Origin of the sequence: Spirosoma fluviale (assembly GCF_900230225.1) — a bacterium.
GTDB lineage: Bacteria > Bacteroidota > Bacteroidia > Cytophagales > Spirosomataceae > Spirosoma > Spirosoma fluviale.
Genome location: NZ_OCNH01000002.1, coordinates 1,202,100 through 1,219,093 on the forward strand (window position 1 = coordinate 1,202,100; position 16,994 = coordinate 1,219,093).

At 48.2% G+C, this 16,994-nt stretch carries 11 protein-coding genes; 2 read left to right on the forward strand and 9 right to left on the reverse strand.

Translation table 11 applies throughout. The features are described 5' to 3' along the window. Nucleotides 1-21 precede the first annotated feature (21 nt). Nucleotides 22-2,193, forward strand: coding sequence for a plastocyanin/azurin family copper-binding protein (locus CRO74_RS15490; protein WP_245877858.1), 2,172 nt, complete (start codon nucleotides 22-24; stop codon nucleotides 2,191-2,193). A gap of 487 nt (nucleotides 2,194-2,680) precedes the next feature. Here the strand turns inward: CRO74_RS15490 and CRO74_RS15495 are convergent, their stop codons facing one another. The 6 genes from CRO74_RS15495 to CRO74_RS15520 all read right to left on the reverse strand — a co-directional run bounded on the left by CRO74_RS15495 (nucleotide 2,681) and on the right by CRO74_RS15520 (nucleotide 14,340). After that, nucleotides 2,681-4,198, reverse strand: coding sequence for a glycoside hydrolase family 32 protein (locus tag CRO74_RS15495; protein WP_097126927.1), 1,518 nt, complete (start codon nucleotides 4,196-4,198; stop codon nucleotides 2,681-2,683). Nucleotides 4,199-4,304: 106 nt separating this feature from the next. Further along, nucleotides 4,305-6,026, reverse strand: coding sequence for a RagB/SusD family nutrient uptake outer membrane protein (locus CRO74_RS15500; protein WP_097126928.1), 1,722 nt, complete (start codon nucleotides 6,024-6,026; stop codon nucleotides 4,305-4,307). Nucleotides 6,027-6,119: 93 nt separating this feature from the next. Then, complete coding sequence (locus CRO74_RS15505) at nucleotides 6,120-9,227, reverse strand: SusC/RagA family TonB-linked outer membrane protein (protein ID WP_097126929.1); 3,108 nt, start codon at nucleotides 9,225-9,227, stop codon at nucleotides 6,120-6,122. An 18-nt stretch (nucleotides 9,228-9,245) separates the two neighbouring features. Beyond that, complete coding sequence (locus CRO74_RS15510) at nucleotides 9,246-10,145, reverse strand: carbohydrate kinase family protein (RefSeq protein ID WP_097126930.1); 900 nt, start codon at nucleotides 10,143-10,145, stop codon at nucleotides 9,246-9,248. 12 nt (nucleotides 10,146-10,157) lie between these two features. Continuing rightward, nucleotides 10,158-11,480 (reverse strand): sugar porter family MFS transporter, encoded by a 1,323-nt coding sequence (locus tag CRO74_RS15515; protein ID WP_097126931.1) that lies wholly within the window; start codon nucleotides 11,478-11,480, stop codon nucleotides 10,158-10,160. A 190-nt stretch (nucleotides 11,481-11,670) separates the two neighbouring features. Next, nucleotides 11,671-14,340: a substrate-binding domain-containing protein gene (locus CRO74_RS15520; protein WP_097126932.1), complete on the reverse strand. Its 2,670-nt coding sequence runs from the start codon at nucleotides 14,338-14,340 to the stop codon at nucleotides 11,671-11,673. 506 nt (nucleotides 14,341-14,846) lie between these two features. Between CRO74_RS15520 and CRO74_RS15525 the strand changes: the two genes are divergently transcribed. Continuing rightward, the gene (locus CRO74_RS15525) at nucleotides 14,847-15,191 is read left to right on the forward strand and encodes a response regulator (protein ID WP_097127126.1); all 345 of its coding nucleotides are present in this window, start codon (nucleotides 14,847-14,849) and stop codon (nucleotides 15,189-15,191) included. A gap of 13 nt (nucleotides 15,192-15,204) precedes the next feature. Here CRO74_RS15525 and CRO74_RS15530 read toward each other — a convergent pair whose 3' ends face one another. From CRO74_RS15530 to CRO74_RS15540, 3 genes are all read right to left on the reverse strand, one after another. Next, nucleotides 15,205-15,630 (reverse strand): response regulator, encoded by a 426-nt coding sequence (locus CRO74_RS15530; RefSeq protein ID WP_097126933.1) that lies wholly within the window; start codon nucleotides 15,628-15,630, stop codon nucleotides 15,205-15,207. A 406-nt stretch (nucleotides 15,631-16,036) separates the two neighbouring features. After that, nucleotides 16,037-16,366: a DUF4377 domain-containing protein gene (locus CRO74_RS15535; protein ID WP_097126934.1), complete on the reverse strand. Its 330-nt coding sequence runs from the start codon at nucleotides 16,364-16,366 to the stop codon at nucleotides 16,037-16,039. Nucleotides 16,367-16,508: 142 nt separating this feature from the next. Beyond that, on the reverse strand, nucleotides 16,509-16,955 hold the full coding sequence (locus tag CRO74_RS15540) for a hypothetical protein (RefSeq protein ID WP_097126935.1): 447 nt from the start codon (nucleotides 16,953-16,955) through the stop codon (nucleotides 16,509-16,511). Nucleotides 16,956-16,994 lie beyond the last annotated feature (39 nt).

The window sequence follows — 16,994 nt, forward strand, 5'->3', positions numbered from 1 at the left end:
AAGCTTACCTACCCCAAGCTCATGAACCTACTTCCTTCTACGATAAGCCACCTGGCTACAGCCGTCCTCATGGCATTAAGCCTTTCATGGATTGGTTCTCAGTCAGCTACGGCCCAAATTCAATCCCAAAGTGACCAGACCGTTAGTTTAAACAGCAAACAACCTGCTCCTAGACCCAAGAACCCGGTTAAAGCCGAACCAGATCCCGAGAAAGAAGACGATTTCTATCAACTAATTTCTCTGCCCGTACCCGAAGATATTATTCTGGAAGTAGGCGGTATGGCGACACTGCCGGATGGTAGTTTAGCTGTCTGTACCCGGCGGGGAGAAGTCTGGATTGTAACAAATCCGTCCATGAGTGGCTCTGTGCGTCCTACTTACAAGCGATTTGCCTCGGGCCTGCATGAGCCGTTGGGACTCGCTTACAAAGACGGTGATATTTATGTAACTCAGCGCAGCGAAGTGACTCGTCTGCGAGATGTGAACGGCGATGGCAAAGCCGATTCGTACGATAAAGTCTATTCCTGGCCTTTATCGGGCAACTACCATGAGTATTCGTATGGGCCTACGTTTTTGCCCAATGGGAATATGCTGGTTACGCTAAACGTAGGCTGGAGCAATAGTATGGGACATGGTGTTAGTCTGGCACCCTGGCGGGGTTGGACCCTGGAGCTCACCGCTGATGGTAAAATGACACCCTTTGCCGCTGGGATGCGATCACCGGCGGGCTATGGAATGAATGCAGCCGGTGATTTTTTTTATACCGAAAACCAGGGCGATTGGGTAGGTTCAGGGCGTATCTCCCAGGTGGAAAAGGGCGACTTTCTGGGGAACGCCGAGAGCCTTCGGTGGACTTCCTTGCCTGGCTCTCCGCTGTCCCTAAAACCGCAAGAAATCCCTAACACGGGAGAGCCACTTTATGAGGTGGCCAAACGGGTTCCGGCGCTGAAAGCACCCGCCGTCTGGTTGCCCCACGGGATTCTGGGTATATCAACGTCGGGATTCCTGAGCAACAATACGAGCGGCAAATTTGGACCATTTGCTAACCAGGTATTTGTCGGCGATCAGGGTCAGAGTATTGTTTCGCGCGTCGATTTTGAAAAGGTGAAAGGCGTCTACCAGGGTGTCGTTTTCCCATTCCGGGAAGGCTTCTCGTCGGGGGTGTTACGAATGGTGTGGGGACACGATGCCTCGATGTATGTAGGCATGACCAGCCGGGGCTGGTCGTCAACAGGCAAAGAACTGTTTAGTTTACAGCGGGTAGTATGGACAGGTCGAATGCCGTTCGAGATGAAGACAATCCACGCCATGCCAGATGGTTTCGAGATTGAGTTTACCACGCCAGTCAATCCCGAACTCGCCACTGATCCAGCCTCCTATAAAGTGACCGGGTTCACGTATAGATACCATGCAACGTATGGTAGTCCAGTGATCAATCGAGCGGGTTGCCTCATTCGGGGTGTTGTCGTATCGAAAGATGGCCTGAAAGCGAGGTTAGTGGTTGATGATTTGCGGTTAGGGTATATCCATGAGATTACGGCGAATGGCGTTCGTTCGGAAACGGGTCGGGCTTTGCTGCACAATGTGGGCTACTACACCCTTAATAACATTCCCGATGGTGAAAAACTGGCTATTGCGGCTACTGCTCCCAAGCCTGACCATGCCGGCATGGCCATGGCATCAACTTCATCAAACCCGCTGGTGTCGGCAAAATCGACGGCTTCTAAAGCAAAGGGTATCGTTACAAAAGCAGGTACGGCGAAGGAGCTAATCAGTCATGCCGCTAAACGGGTCACCCAACTGCCATCGGGTTGGGGTAAACCTGATTACACCATTACGATTGGAACAAAACCCGGCTTAAAATTCTCACCAGAGCAGTTTCAGGTAAAAGCAGGCAGTAAAGTACGAATAGACTTTAACAACGAAGATGATATGTTGCACAACTTCGTTTTGGTGCAGCCTGGTGCTGCGGTTCAGGTGGGTGAACTGGCGATGAAGCTAGGACTCGAAGGACAGGAGAAAAACTATATTCCAGCAACGGAAAAGGTGCTACATCATACGAATTTACTTCAACCGAACACCAATGAAGCAATCTACTTTATAGCTCCCGAAAAACCCGGCGATTACACCTACGAATGCTCGGTACCCGGACATTTTTATGTGATGCAGGGGACTATGAAAGTAATTAACTAACAGGTCGATATGGGAAGCAGAGTTGTGCAGCAGGTGGTGTTTTTATGTGAAGCGAATGATGAGGATTAGGCTTGTAGGTCCATTTTTAGTTCATTTAGCTAACAAGTAGGCTAGTCCATGATTGAGATGCATTCCACGATCTGCTTTTTTTGTTCTCAAGGCGTCTCACTATAACGCTCCTAAACGAGACGTATAGGCTTTTAAGAGCATTTAGCATTTAATTGCCTGGCTTGTTTTACTAACTGTCAACGACTGTCCGTAGAGTACGTACACGGAAAAATCTCTGTTGCCATCAACTATTACTGGCTCTTTACAAAGGGGCACCTGCTTCTGCAACCTTCTCTAGCGTATTCGAAAAGGCTGCAGAAGCAGGTGCCCCAAAACTGTCTCCTAAATAGGTATTTGAAAAACCAGGTACGGGATTTAGCCCTCAACAGGGTTTTCTATCGTTAGGCTAACGAGCTCAATCATGTGCTGATAATCACACTTAAAGCCCCTTTTTGCCAGAACCGTCCAGTGACGTATAGGTTAGATCTGTTATCAAAATCCCGGTAGCCGACTTTAGGTATAACTTAGTCAGTTCTGTATTCGGGAAAAAGATGTCCGTCATAACGGTAAGACCACTATCGGCAAACAATTCAACTGAAGCAACGTCGGCTAAGAGCGTGAGTGTAAGGTTAGGATTGACGGAAATCCGTGGGGCTGAATGTCGTTTACCAAAGCCTTTTTCAAAATTGACCTTACCCGAATGGCTCCGGTCTATGTAGTACTCATTCGCTTGTTTATCGTAACCGATTATCAATTCATCACCTTTTTTGTTGCCCAGTGTGATGGAAAAATCTGCCGTCGCCTGCGTGGCCAGCTCCAGTTTGAACAAGCCTGTTTTGTTATTGACTTTCGCCGTTAAATCGTAACCAGTATGAATGGATAAATTTTTCAGTGAAAGGCTTTGTCCTTTTAGCGCAGTCAATTCTTTAACGGGTTCAGACGTCAAGAACAGTTCCTGATTGATTTCTGTCAGGCCCAATTCACGAGCTATCGTATTGGCACTTCGCCAGGCATCAGTAGGCACTACTTCCGCATATTGCCAGTTGCTCATCCAACCCATCAGGATAACTCGATTGCCTGTATTAGAAAAGGTTACGCCAGCATAATTATCCGTTCCGTAATCCATCCACTTCGTCTTGGTTGAATAGGGCTTGAACGTTTTTCCGTCAAAATCACCCACAAAATATTGGGTAGCTGAACCACCGTTTGGACCACCGGGATTGATGCTAACCAGCAATACCCACGCCTTCTTGCCATTATACTCCAGCGGAAACAAATCCGGACACTCCCAAACGCCCCCGTGAGCCCCCACACTGTTACCGAAATCACTTTCCTTTGACCAGGTTTTTAAATCTGGTGACGAATAAAAGGTAACACGGTCTTTTGTCGCCAGGGTCATGATCCACTTTTGCTGGGGTTCGTACCAGCGTACTTTAGGGTCACGAAAATCACTGATACCCGGATTGGGTAATACTGGATTCCCTGCGTACTTGGTCCAGGTTTTACCTTCATCCAGACTATACGCCAGGCTCTGATATTGAAATTTGTCGGATTTTTTCTTTTCCAGATCTTGGTTATGGTGGGTGAAAATAGCCACGATAGGGGTCTGCCCATTTTTGCCAAAGCCGCTGGTGTTCTTGACATCGACGACGGCACTGCCCGAGAATATCCAGCCCAAACTATCGGGGTACAGGGCAATGGGATGTTCCTGCCAATGAACCAGGTCTTTGCTGGTAGCATGTCCCCAGTGCATGGGTCCCCACTTTGTACCAGTTGGAAAATGCTGGAAAAATAAATGATAGGTTCCCTTCAGATAGACCATCCCATTGGGATCATTCATCCAGCCCACTTTAGGGGAGAAATGAAACTGAGGACGGTGCGGCTCCAGTTGGGTCGTTTGGCCAAGTGTCTTTCCGATGGAAACCAGAACTGCCAGAAGAATAAGTATTTTTTTCATACAAGATAGAACGTTAAGTCAATGCCAGGATCAGGTAAGCTACCGTGGGGAGTCAGTCCATGAATGCTCCCCACGATAAAGCCGAACTACCAACCTATGTGATTGCTTAAAAACCAGGATTCTGTTTATAAAGGCCTTTGCTGAAGTTGATCTGGTTCAGTGGAATAGGTAAATACTCGTCGCGATTCTTAGTGAACTTCGCTTCTTTTAAGTACTCGCGCTTGGTTTTCTCGGCCGAGAAATAAGTAGTCAAATACTCAGCAGCAACACCCCAGCGGACCAGGTCGAAGAAGCGATTACCTTCCATAGCCAATTCCAGTCTGCGTTCCCAGCGCAGTGCCTGACGAGCCGTAGCCTGATTCCACACGATGTTGATACCTGGCTTGTAGGTGCCAATGGCATAGTTCGACGTCGCTTTCCCCAAAGCATCTTTTAACAGAGACGTGCTTTTGCCTGCCCGTTCGCGGAGTTGATTAATAAGGGGCAGTGCTTCGTCCTGACGGCCCAGTTCAATAAGCGCTTCGGCTTTCCAGAGCAGGATATCGGCATAGCGGATGAGCACCGAATTTTTCGAGCTGCCCATAAAGGGGGGTACTTTTCGAAAAGCCGGGCTATCGGGTGCCACGACTTCTTTCAGCGAAGCCGTAGCCCCATAAATTTCCGGTGCCCGCGCCCACTCCGCCTTGAAGATAAAGTTTGGTTTGTATTTGTAGGGATGCCCCGGAATAGCTACCGTATGATCGACGCGTGGGTCGACGGGGCTAGCATTAAAATCAGCAACTGTTTTAAGATCATTTGCATTGTAGGTATCAAACAAAGGCAAGCCATTTTTGTCCGTTTTAAACGCATTGATCAGATTCTGACTGGGCAGATGGAAACCACAACAGCCAAACTCCTGGTTCATCGGATAATTGAGCGCACTGCTCCAGTCAAGTCGACCTTTGGGCGTTCCATCGTCGAGCGAGCGTTGAATGGCAAAGACCGATTCAGCTCCATTGTCGTATTCGGGCAGGAAGTTTTTGGCGAAATCATCATACAGTGCGTACTTACCCGAGTTGATGATATCGTCGGTTACTTTAACGACCTCCTGCAATTTGGTCTGATCAATGCCCGTCACGTTGTAGCTGACATCCTGCTTATACGCCTGATACAGCAACGCTTTGGCCAGATACGCCTTCGCCGATAACTGATTGGCCCGGCCTATTTCCGGCTGCGTAACGGGCAGATCCTGCGCGCCAGCCCTGAAATCAGCGACAATTTTATCCCATAACTGATCGCTGGTCAACGCAACATTCGAAACGCCCGCATACTGGTCGTCAGCAACGGTCTCATCAATGTAGGGGATTAAATTGAACAGGATCTTTAATTCGAAATACGCATGGCCGCGCAGAAAACGCATTTCAGCCTGCCGGACTTTCTTATTGGGTAGGGCCGTTTCGCTAACGGCGTTCAACCGGCGTAAGGCGTCGTTGGCCCGTGAAATGGAGACGTAGTAACGAAACCAGAGTTCATCGGCCGGACCTAAATCAGGCCGGATATAGGCAAACGTTTCAAAAAAATGGAATTCGACAAGATCGGCCGTTCCACCACCGCCTTTGTAAGCATCGCCCGAACGCACATTGCCATAGGGCCAGAGCGTAAAGGGAGCCGTATAGTGATCATTACCCAGCGCCGAATAAGCCGCTACGCACATTTTATTAATATTTTCAGGGCTATTCAGATCATCCCCGCTGATCACGGCTTTGGGCGTAACATCCAGGGCATTCTGGCAGGAAAAGTTGACTGCCAGCAGCGCACCCGTTAGAATCCAGTGTTTTATCGATTTCATAAATAAGGTCTATCTATTGGATTATGTCTTTCCAGGCTTACCTGTTTATTGAGCAGGTGTTTGAGCTGGAATGAAAAAATGAAACGTCTTGGGTTAGAAAGAGAAGTTGATACCGGCGGTATACATGGCGGGCTGAGGATAGGCGCTATTAGGCGTTTCGGGGTCAACCCCGGTGTATTTGTTTGCCTTACTGGCGGGCTTTAGTGTCAATATATTTTGGCCTTGTACATACACGCGGGCCCGCTGCATTTTTAGCCGCTGAATCAATCCGTTCGGTAGCGTATAACCAATCTGAATGTTACGCAACTTCAGATACGAGCCATTCTCGACAAAGTAGGTAGAGGTGCGACCTTCGTTGTTCTTGTCGGTTAGCGTGACCGCCGGAATCGTCGAGCTGGTGTTGGTGGGTGACCAGGCATTCAGCGTCCGGGCGCCCCAGTTGGTACCGGCCCACAGGGACGAAAAATCGGTCAGGATTTTGTTGTCGTTATATACGTCGTTACCCTGTATACCCTGGAAGAAGAAGGCGATATCAATGCCTTTATACGACGCACCGGCGTTGAATCCATACAGGAATTTAGGGTCTCTGATACCAATCCAGGAACGATCGGTCTGGTCGATCTTACCATCGTTATTGAGGTCTTTGTAGCGAATTCGTCCGATCCCTTTGCCGATCTGCTGACTGGCCGCATCGACTTCACTTTGGTTCTGAAACAACCCGTCCGTTACGTAACCGTAAATTGAATTAATCGACCTTCCCAGAATGTTGTCGGTGGTGCCATTCCCGCCGTATGCATTGACCACTTCATCGGGCAGGCTAATCACTTTGTTGCGGTATGTCGATACATTTCCGGAGAGATTGTAACTAACATCCCCAATGCGGCTTTGATAACCCAGTTGGATTTCAATGCCTTTGTTCTGAAGCGATGCGCCGTTTACCCAGCGGCCGCCCCCGTCACCAACAACGGCCAGATACGGTGGCTGCACCAGAATATCCGTTGTCTTTTTTACAAAATAATCGACAGAGCCTGCCAGCTTTTGGTTGAAAAAGCCAAAGTCGATACCGTAGTTCGTCTGGGTCAGCGTTTCCCATTTCAGGTTGTTGTTGCCTAGTTGTGTGCGTCGAAATCCTGACGGCAGGCCGCCCGTGTTGGTACCGTTTAAGTCGTAGGCGGTTCCCGAATCTTCCGTCCAGGTGGGATCAATACCGTAGTCGGCTACGTACAGCGCATAGATGGCATTATTGGCAATGTTCTGGTTACCCGTTTGTCCCCAGCCGAAGCGCAGTTTCAAATCGGACAAGGCCGGAACCTGGTTTTTGATGAAAGCCTCTTCACTCAGGCGCCAGCCAAGTGACATGGCCGGAAATACACCATAGCGATTGGCTTCCCCAAAACGGGATGAACCATCCCGCCGGACCGTTACCGAAGCAAGGTAGCGGTCGTTATACGCATAGTTCAGCTTGCCAAAAAATGACATCAGGCTGTAGGCAGTACCGTTGCCCCCATTATCTTTATTGCCCGAGCCAGCATCCAGGTACATGTAGTCAGGCGTTTGCTGGGCAAAACTCTGTCGGCTAGCCGAAAACTGCTGGCTGGTGAATTTGATCTGTTCACTACCCGCCACCAGATCGAAGCGGCTTTTACCGGTCGTTACGGCATAATTCAGCGTATTCTGCCATACCCAGTTGCCGAAGAAATTATTGTTATTGGTAACCCGATTTGTTGGATCGGACAAAAAGCCTGATTTATACGATTTATACATCGACCGCAAACTGGTCATGGTGTAATCGACCCCCACGTTCGAGCGCAGGTGCAAATTCGGGATAACTTCCAGGTCGATAAACGCATTACCGAATAGCCGCCCACCGTAGGTTTTATTCTGTTTATTATCCTCAATGAGCCGTACCGGGTTGTGCCGATCCGTCATGCTGGGTGCCGGGCCGCCCCAACCTCCATCGACCGAATGAACCGGTACAATGGGCTGTTGAACCAGCGATAGGTACATGATATCACCCGTTGGGATCTCGGTCTGACGGGTCTTGGTAAACATCAGGTTTTCGCCCACTTTCAAGCGGCCGTTGAGAAAACTATAATCGGAATTCATCCGGGCAATGATCCGGTTCAGGTTCGACTCCCGAATGATGCCGTCATGGTTGAAGTAATTGAGCGAAAAGAGCATATTTCCCCGCTCACCCCCATTCGACAGATTCAGATTGTACGATTGAATGACCCCCGTTCGGGATACTTCGTCGAACCAGCGGGTATCAGCCGGACGCATGGTTTTTTCACCGTCAATGAATTCGGGAAGCGTGATTTTGTCCAGTACTGGCTGACCATTGGGACCAACTTTGGATTGAAACTGATAGAGCGGGCTGGTGGGCGTAACGCCATCGTTGGTAGCGGCCTGCCAGAAAACGCGTCCCCGTTGCTCGGTGTTTAGAACATTTAGCTTGGAAATGTAATTTTGAGCGGTTGCGTAAGCGGTGAATTCAACGCGGCTTACGCCTTTTTTGGCTCGTTTGGTCGTAACGATAATGACCCCGTTACCCGCCCTTGAGCCGTAGATACTGGCCGCCGAGGCATCTTTAAGAACCTGAATCGACTCAATATCGTTTTGATTGAGCGTTTGCAGCCCTTCTGTCGTAGGTACACCGTCGATTACGTAGAGGGGACCGGTGCCTCCACCGAGTGTTCCCACGCCCCGAATCTGCACATTGGCCCCGGCACCCGGATTGCCATCCGTCTGGATGTACACACCCGCTACCCGTCCCTGTAAATTCTGCATCACGTTGGCAGCAGGCATGTCTTTAATGTCGCTCACTTTAACCACGGCGACAGCCCCCGTTAAATCGGCTTTACGTTCTTCTTTATAGCCCGTTACAACAACCTCATTCAGATTTTGCAGATCATCTTCCAGGACTACATCGACCGTGCTGGCGTTACCAACCGGTACCTCTTTGATCTGCATCCCGACAAATGAGAAGGTTAACGTTGCCCCGTTCGATACCGAAATCTTATAGGTTCCGTCGGCATTGGTGGTCGTTCCGTTCTGGGTTCCTTTTTCAACAATTGTCACGCCGGGCATGACCATATTGTCGACTTTGGAACGCACGCTGCCCGTGATATTTAATCGGTTTTGCGAAAACGCTAAATGGGTGCTAATCAGCAAGAATAGCAATCCTAATACATGTTTGTTCATAGGGTATCAATGGTTAACTTAATGAATAGAAAGAGAGGTTTTTCTTAAAAAAGCCTGAACGGTGGCTTCTGAGAACGGGGACGTGGCGCCTGGTTGCGTAGCCATGTAAGCCCCCAGGGCACAGGCAAACTCCAGGATTTTCTGTGCGGATTCACCGGATAGTGTTTTGTAAAGAAAGCCTGCCAAAAAAGCGTCACCGCTGCCGATGGTATCCGTCACCTCGACGGGAAAGCCAACCTGTTGCACAAAGCCGGTGGTGTCCAGCATCGCAGCCCCTTTTTCGCCTAGTGTAACACAAACGGTCTCCAGGGCATATCGGTCGCGGAGCTGCTTCATGGCCTGATTCAGGTCAGGCTGATCGCCATACCAGCTTACTAACTCCGCTAGTTCATGCTCGTTGAGCTTGACGATATCAGCCTGGTAAAGAAGCTGTTCAACCGTATTTCGCTCGTAGTGGGGTGCCCGCAGGTTTACATCGAATACCTTCTTACGGGCGGCTCCCAACAGCGCCAGCAACGTTTCAAACGTCATCGGGCTGCGGGCCGCCAGGCTACCGTATACAAACAGATCGCTGGTTTGAACCACATCAATCAGGATTGGGTCCAGATGAATGTAGTCCCAGGCCACGGGCTGGACAATTTTATAGGTCACCTCGTTGGCATCCGAGATATTGGCTTTGGCTACGCCCGTCAGGTGAGTCTGGCCGATTTGGATCAAGTCGAGCGGCAACCCCTTGTCCTCCAGAAAGTCAAGCAGTTCCCGGCCTAACTCATCACTGCCAACGCGACTGATGATCTGAGCGTTGAGCCCCAGGTTTCGGAGATCTACGGCCACATTCATCGGTGCTCCACCAGGTTGTTTGCTGTTGGGGAGAACGTCCCACAGCACTTCCCCAAAACAGGTAATTTTAGGTGTCATGATTAAACGGGATTAGTGAGCGAAAACGGTTCTTTCTATTTTTTCCAGGCTTGACCCTTTTGTTTCGGGCATCAGCCGAACTACAAACAGCAGTTGGAGCACCATCATGAAAGAGAAAAACAGGAAGGTGTTGCCTCCGCCGAACTGCTCGGCCAGATACGGAAAGGTGAAGGTGATGATGGCGGCCATGAGCCAGTGCGTAAAGCTGCCAAGTGCCTGTCCGCTGGCACGTACTTCGTTGGGAAAGATCTCGGCAATAAATACCCAGATGACAGCGCCTTGTGAGAAACCGAAAAAGGCTATGTAGGCGAAGAGCAGAATGGGAACCGTCAGGCCGAAATCCTGAACATAAAAGGCGCGGGCAACCAGCCCCAACGTAATAATCAGCCCTACCGACCCGATTTTCATCAGCGTCCGGCGACCGTAGCGATCAATCAGGTTCATGGAGATCAGCGTGAAGATCAGGTTGATCAACCCAATTCCTGCCGAAGAGAGTAGAGACGAACTTTTACCAAGCCCCGTCATCTCAAAAATGCGGGGGGCGTAGTAGATAATGGCGTTGATTCCCGATACCTGATTGAACACCGCAAACAACACGGCCAGCATAACGGGGGTCTTATACGTTTTCGAAAACAGACGGGGGGAAATCGCCGAATCAACCTGACTCTGCTTAATAGCGCGGAAGGTTTGCTCGGCGGTGTCCGGATCAATCAGATTCAGCACCTCACGAGCCTGGGTCACATTCCCTCTTTTCAGCAACAGCCAGCGGGGACTTTCCGGAATGTAGAGTACCGCAAGCAGGAAAATAATGGAAGGCACTGCCTGAATGCCCAGCATCCAGCGCCAGGCTTCTGTTCCAATATCGGCGAGTAGAAAGTTGGACAGATACGCAATCAGGATGCCAAAAACGACATTGAACTGAAACATGCCCACCAGTTTTCCGCGCGATTTGGCTGGTGAAATCTCAGTGATATACATGGGTGCAGCCACCGACGATGCGCCTACGCCCAATCCTCCCAGCAGTCGAAAGAGCAGGAAAACGCCCCAACTGGGTGCCAGCGCTGTACCCAGTGACGCGATAAGGTAGAGAACGGCAATGCCAAACAGCGTTTTCTTGCGACCCAACTGTTCGGCTGGAATACCCCCCAGCATCGACCCAAGTACCGTACCGATGAGCGCAATGGATACGGTGAGGCCATGTTCCCAAACACTGAGATGCCATAGGGTCTGGAGTGACTGCTCAACCCCGGAAATAACGGCCGTATCAAAGCCAAAGAGGAAGCCGCCCAGCGCGGCAGTAACAGACCAGAAGAGGATGTTTGTTTTTCGATTCATCGAGTTGAAAATCGTTTATGACGTTTTCGATGAATCAAATCTCCAGAAACTATAATGCCTTCTCCTTCAAACTCCTTTCAAAAAACACTAAAGTTGATACATTAACTAATGTGCTGATTATCAGCAGTAATATAGGTGGAGCTTTGTCTATTTAATGTAATTTTGATACAACGCCTGTAAAATTGATACATTATGAATTTCGCCAGTCTGAAGGAGTTTGACCCACTTTCTGCCGAAAGAAGGTTGCAAAGTAAGCGGGGTCTTTAAATCCTAAGGCATAGGCGATTTCAGAGATATTCTTTGCCTGGTCACCCAGGAGTTGTTTGGCCTTCTTAATCCGGTAGTCCGCGATATAGTCGTTTACATTTTTGTTGGTCAGCGCCGTAATTTTCCGGTAAAGCTGTACTCTTGACATCCCCAGTTCACGGCTCAGGTTTTCGACCGATAACTGATTACTATTGATGTGTTTTTCGAGTAATAATTCAAAGTCGAGTAAAAATTTTCGCTCCTTCGACTGCACTTGCTGTGGGTTCGTGATTTCATTGGAAAACCGCCTTCTCATGCGATCCCGATTGCCAAGCAGATTCCTGACCTTTACTTCCAGCAGCTGCTGGTTAAACGGCTTGGGGATATAGGCATCGGCACCGGCTTCGGTACCTTCCAGCTGATTTTCCAACCCTCCCTTGGCCGTTATTAAAATCACGGGAATATGCGACGTCCGGAAATCCTCTTTTACCCGCTGCGTCAGCCAGATTCCACTCTGACCGGGTAGGGTGACATCACTTAAAATGATGTCCGGAATATTCTGCAAAATAAGCTCCCACCCTTTTTCGGCGGTTTCGGCGGGTAGAATACGGTAGCTTCCGGCGAACCGGCTTTGTAAAAAAGTCAATAACTCGCTATTGTCTTCAATGATCACCATCGACTGATCGGCACTCGACGCTGCGTCAACAACCCGAGTGTCTGTCTCGGTCTCCACGCTATGATCAAACGCCGGAGTGGCTGTTAGCTGTATTGGGTCCTGTGGCGGGCTGTAGGGTAAAGTGATTGTGAACGTGGTGCCTTTTCCCTGTTCTGACGTTAACGTTATTTCACCCTGATGGAGCAGCACAAACTCCTGCGATAAGGCCAGGCCTAACCCGGATCCTAAGGAAGCGGATTGACTGCCCCGGTAGTATAAATCAAAGGCATGGGCTTTGTCGATAGCATCCATGCCAACACCATTATCGGTTATGATCAGTTTTATACTGTCGGCTGAGCGCGTCAAAGACACATGGATCAGGCCGCCGGGAGCGGTGTACTTAAAGGCATTGGACAGCAGGTTAAATAGAACTTTATCGAGTTTTTCGGCGTCGAAGGTGTAGGGGAGTTCAGGCAATTGATGGATAAACTGTAAATCGATCTGCTGTTTTCGGGCTGTAAACGAAAAGTCATTCACAATTTCCTGAATGAATTTTACCAGATCGTGGGTAGCGGTAAGCAGCTCTATTTTTCCGGCATCAATTCGCCGTAAATCCAAAACCTGATCAACTAGCTTCAACAGGCGATTAGCATTTTTTCGAATAAGCTCCAGCACTCGTTTCCCTTCTTTACCATCATAGGTTTTTCGATTGAGTAAATCATCCGCCGGGGTTAGAATCAGGCTGAGTGGCGTTTTGAATTCATGAGAGATATAGGAGTAAAAGCGCATCTTATCTTCGGTAGCCTGCCTGGCCTGCGCCGATATTCGTTCAATTTCCTCTTTTTGTTGAGCCAGCACCTTATTGGATTGCTGTTTTTCACGCAATAGCGATAAAAGGACTGCGCCAAACAGGACGACAAGGGTTAATAATGCGAGGAGAACACCAACTGCTTTTTTTTGTGAAGAATAGATCCGACTCAGATCCAGTAATTTGTACGTCTGTCTCTCGATCGACTGCTGCTGTTCCCTTATTTTTTGGTACTGGGCCAACATTATCCCCACATTATCTGGGTTGATAACCGTCGTAAAAAGTTTGTTTTCCCGTTTGAAAGGCTTTTTGGTTAAGATGCTGACGGCGTTCTTGATGGCTTCTTCACCACCGGCCGGGTATAAGATTGTCGCGTCGATCAACCCTTTTTTTACTAAATCAAGTCCTTCATTTTTACCTGCCAAGCCATCAACACCAATTAGTTTAATCTTCTTTCTCAGGCCCAACGATTGGCAGATTTCCGACACAATTAAGGCTAAGCGATCATAGTGCGCGTAGATTAATTCGATTTGAGGGTGTGCTTTTAAATAGGCGGGTAAGGTTTGATCAAGCTGGTCGTTTTGCCAGATAATACCGGAATAGGTAATGGCCGGATACTTCTTCAAGGCCTGGACAAAGCCCAGGTGACGATCAATGGAGGGAGACGTATTCGGGGCCGCACTAATTTCCAGAACGGTTCCATGTCCTTTGAGCAGTGTATTCGCGTATATACCCGCGTTTTGGCCGACCAGGTAATTTTCGGCCCCTACGAAAGCGGTATACTTGGTGGAAGAAATGCGTCGATCTAAAATAATGACGGGTATACCAGACAGATACGCCTGGTTGATCGAAGACGTATTGGCATCTTTCTCATTGGGCGACACAATTAATAAATCGACTTTCTGCGTTACAAACTCCTGTATCTGTTCATTTTGTTTTTTGGAATCACCATTCGCTACCTTCATCTCCATCGACATATCCGGGTAAAATGAGAGCTCTCGTTTCATTCCCTGATACATGTCTTTTCGCCAATTATCACTCATCATGCATTGCGAAAAGCCAATGGTGTATTTAGGTTTTTCCTTCTGAGTACAAGAAATAAAGAACACGAACGCCAATATGCAGAATTTAGAATAGGTAGCCATGGCCATGATTAAACGAAATTAGCCATTCAGATGATTAGATATACTAATCAAATTTGTCAACTTATTGAGGCTATAGTACAAATTTAAGCCTTAATCTTTAATGTCTATTTAGATAAATTCATATTATAGTCTGAACAATCAGGGAGTCAGCATCAGACCACAGGAAAGTTTCGAACCAAAGGCGTATGCAGCTGATTGTGTTGGATAATGACTAAAAAATTAACGTCTCACTGAAACGCTCCCGCTTGAGACGAATACACTTTCATGTGTCTTCTTTTTGAATGGGACGTTTAATCGGGCTGCCTGGTAAAGTACTGTCAATGACTATCCGTTGCCTAGGAATGGACCAGTATCTTATCTTTACTCCGGTTTCAAACCACAAGCTTACGTGTTTATTCTTTGACTGGCCTATCCCGTTTGGGTAGACTAGTTTTTCGCCTGGCTGCCCTATTTGGACTTACTAACTCCGGAACGAACCGTACAGCCGGATGTTGGTCAGTAAACAGCCCCTTATGGCACTGCCTTCTTTTGAGTCGCTTCAATCGCCGTCCGATGTGGTCTGTCTCGTTGATGATGACGCTGATTATCGCCTGCTGGTTGAAATCGTCTTTAAGCGATACATGCCGTCCTATTCGTTACGTTTGTTCACGAGTGGCCAGAATTTCCTGGATGCCTTAAAGAAACAACCCCACTACCGCTCCCTTCCGGTTGTGATGATGAGTGCGGATGCTTCCCATTCGGAGATAACTAGTTTTTATGAAGCCGGGGCTATCAGCTATCTCTCCAAGCAGGCGGATGTCAACCGGCTTAAAGACACTCTACTACTGGCCTGCCAACACGCCAATAAACGTGGATAGGGCTTAATGTTGATTAACCGACAAAGTCAGGCGACGTACATTCCTGCCAGTAGTCGATTATTTTTCGCATCATCTGTTCGAGTTTGTCCAAACTGCTGGGCTTGACAAAAAAGCCCTGGACTGACTTGGAGTAGGCGTCAATGACGTGTTGCTGCTCGGCGCTGGTGGTAAAGAATAAGTAGGGAATGCATTTTAAGCGCAGGCTCTCATTGGCATGTACTTTCTCTCGGAGTTCGAGTCCGCTTAATTTGGGCATATTGATATCCGACAGAACGATGAATGGCTCAATATCGGTCGACAGTAAGTAGGTAAGCGCTTCTTCAGGATCCTGGAAAAAGATAATTTCATTTCGAATGGCTAGTTTTTTAATGGCCTGCGTTAACAGGATCTGGTCGTCCTCATCATCTTCAATAACAATGATGGGTCCTTTCTTATTCATAAGCGGTAGGGGAAATAAATTTTGCGTGTAGCCATGGGCTGCTGGTGTAACGACACTCGCCGACCATTCGTTGCAAACCCAACGGTAGCGTCATCCGTGCCCCCAGTGTTTATAGGCTCAGCTAGTTGCAGTATGTAAGACGCTATCTATCCTAAGTGACAAACCAATTGTAAAACAGGCGTATGCGACTAACTGAAGTTGACAAACATTAAAAAGTGATTGTCTCATAAAAAGCTTCCACTAGAGACGAAGAACCTTCATGAACCTGCTTCTTAAATGAGGGTAAAGAAAGGGTGTATGGGCAAGAATTTAATGGGAAAAGCATCTACGAAAGCCCCGAAGAGCACATGACTGGCATCTGGAAATGAAAACGGCCAGCCTCTGGGACTGACCGGTGAGAAGGCGTTTATCTTTTAGTCTTTTCAACCACCTTCACCAGCCTGTAACGTATGCTTGATCCATCCATCGGTGGGTTTTCAACCCGTTCCCGTTTGACGGTTAGTGTGTATTCGAAACCTTCTTCGTAGGCAAAGCCTTCAATGCCAGAGTAATGCAACGTCCAGGTAGGGTTTTCCTCCATTTTGACCCACAGGCACTTCTGTGGACCGACACCTGTACAATCTTTATAGTGATCAGCTACACGCATCGTAATGGTTTCGGGTTTTAAATCATTTTTGTCACAGGCCGAAAACAGAAGGAGAAGGCAAACCGAAAGTAAACGAATGCTGTAATTCATGGTTGTTTAACCGGGTGAATGGTGGATGAATTTTCTGGCAAGACTCCTTTTCGAGGAATTCGGTTGTATCCAGGTAAATAAACGCATCACAAGGATTTCATTTGGACGGTTTCAGCAGTTTTCACGGCTAACAGTCATGGCTTCATAGAACAATTGATACTTTACTGAATTCATAGGCTGGTAAGTCCTGAGCCCGGCCCAAATCCAAATACATTCGGTTCTGATTAATCAGTACGCCAGGATCACGCACATACCAGTTGTCTTCTCTGGGTTGTGCATTGGTTTTAATCAGTAGACCATAATCAGACTTTTCAATTGTATAATCAACCTGGTCGGTCTGAATACCGTCTTGGATAAGGCGGATCCAGTTCTCATCGATAATCAGTTCCACATTCGGTACAGAGGGGTTAGGAATCATCGTGGATACCTTAATCAGCTTCCACTTACCCGGTAACCACCGCCTGGCTTGCTGTAAATCCAGTGTATATTCTTTCAGGGGATAGGCCTGGGGGTCAACCGGGTCTGTTTTGTGACAACTGATGATGCCAAAAGTGACTAGTAGCCATAAGCTCAACACACTTGTTTTCATTGATCAAGGAGTTAGTTCGTCTTTCTATATGACCCCAGT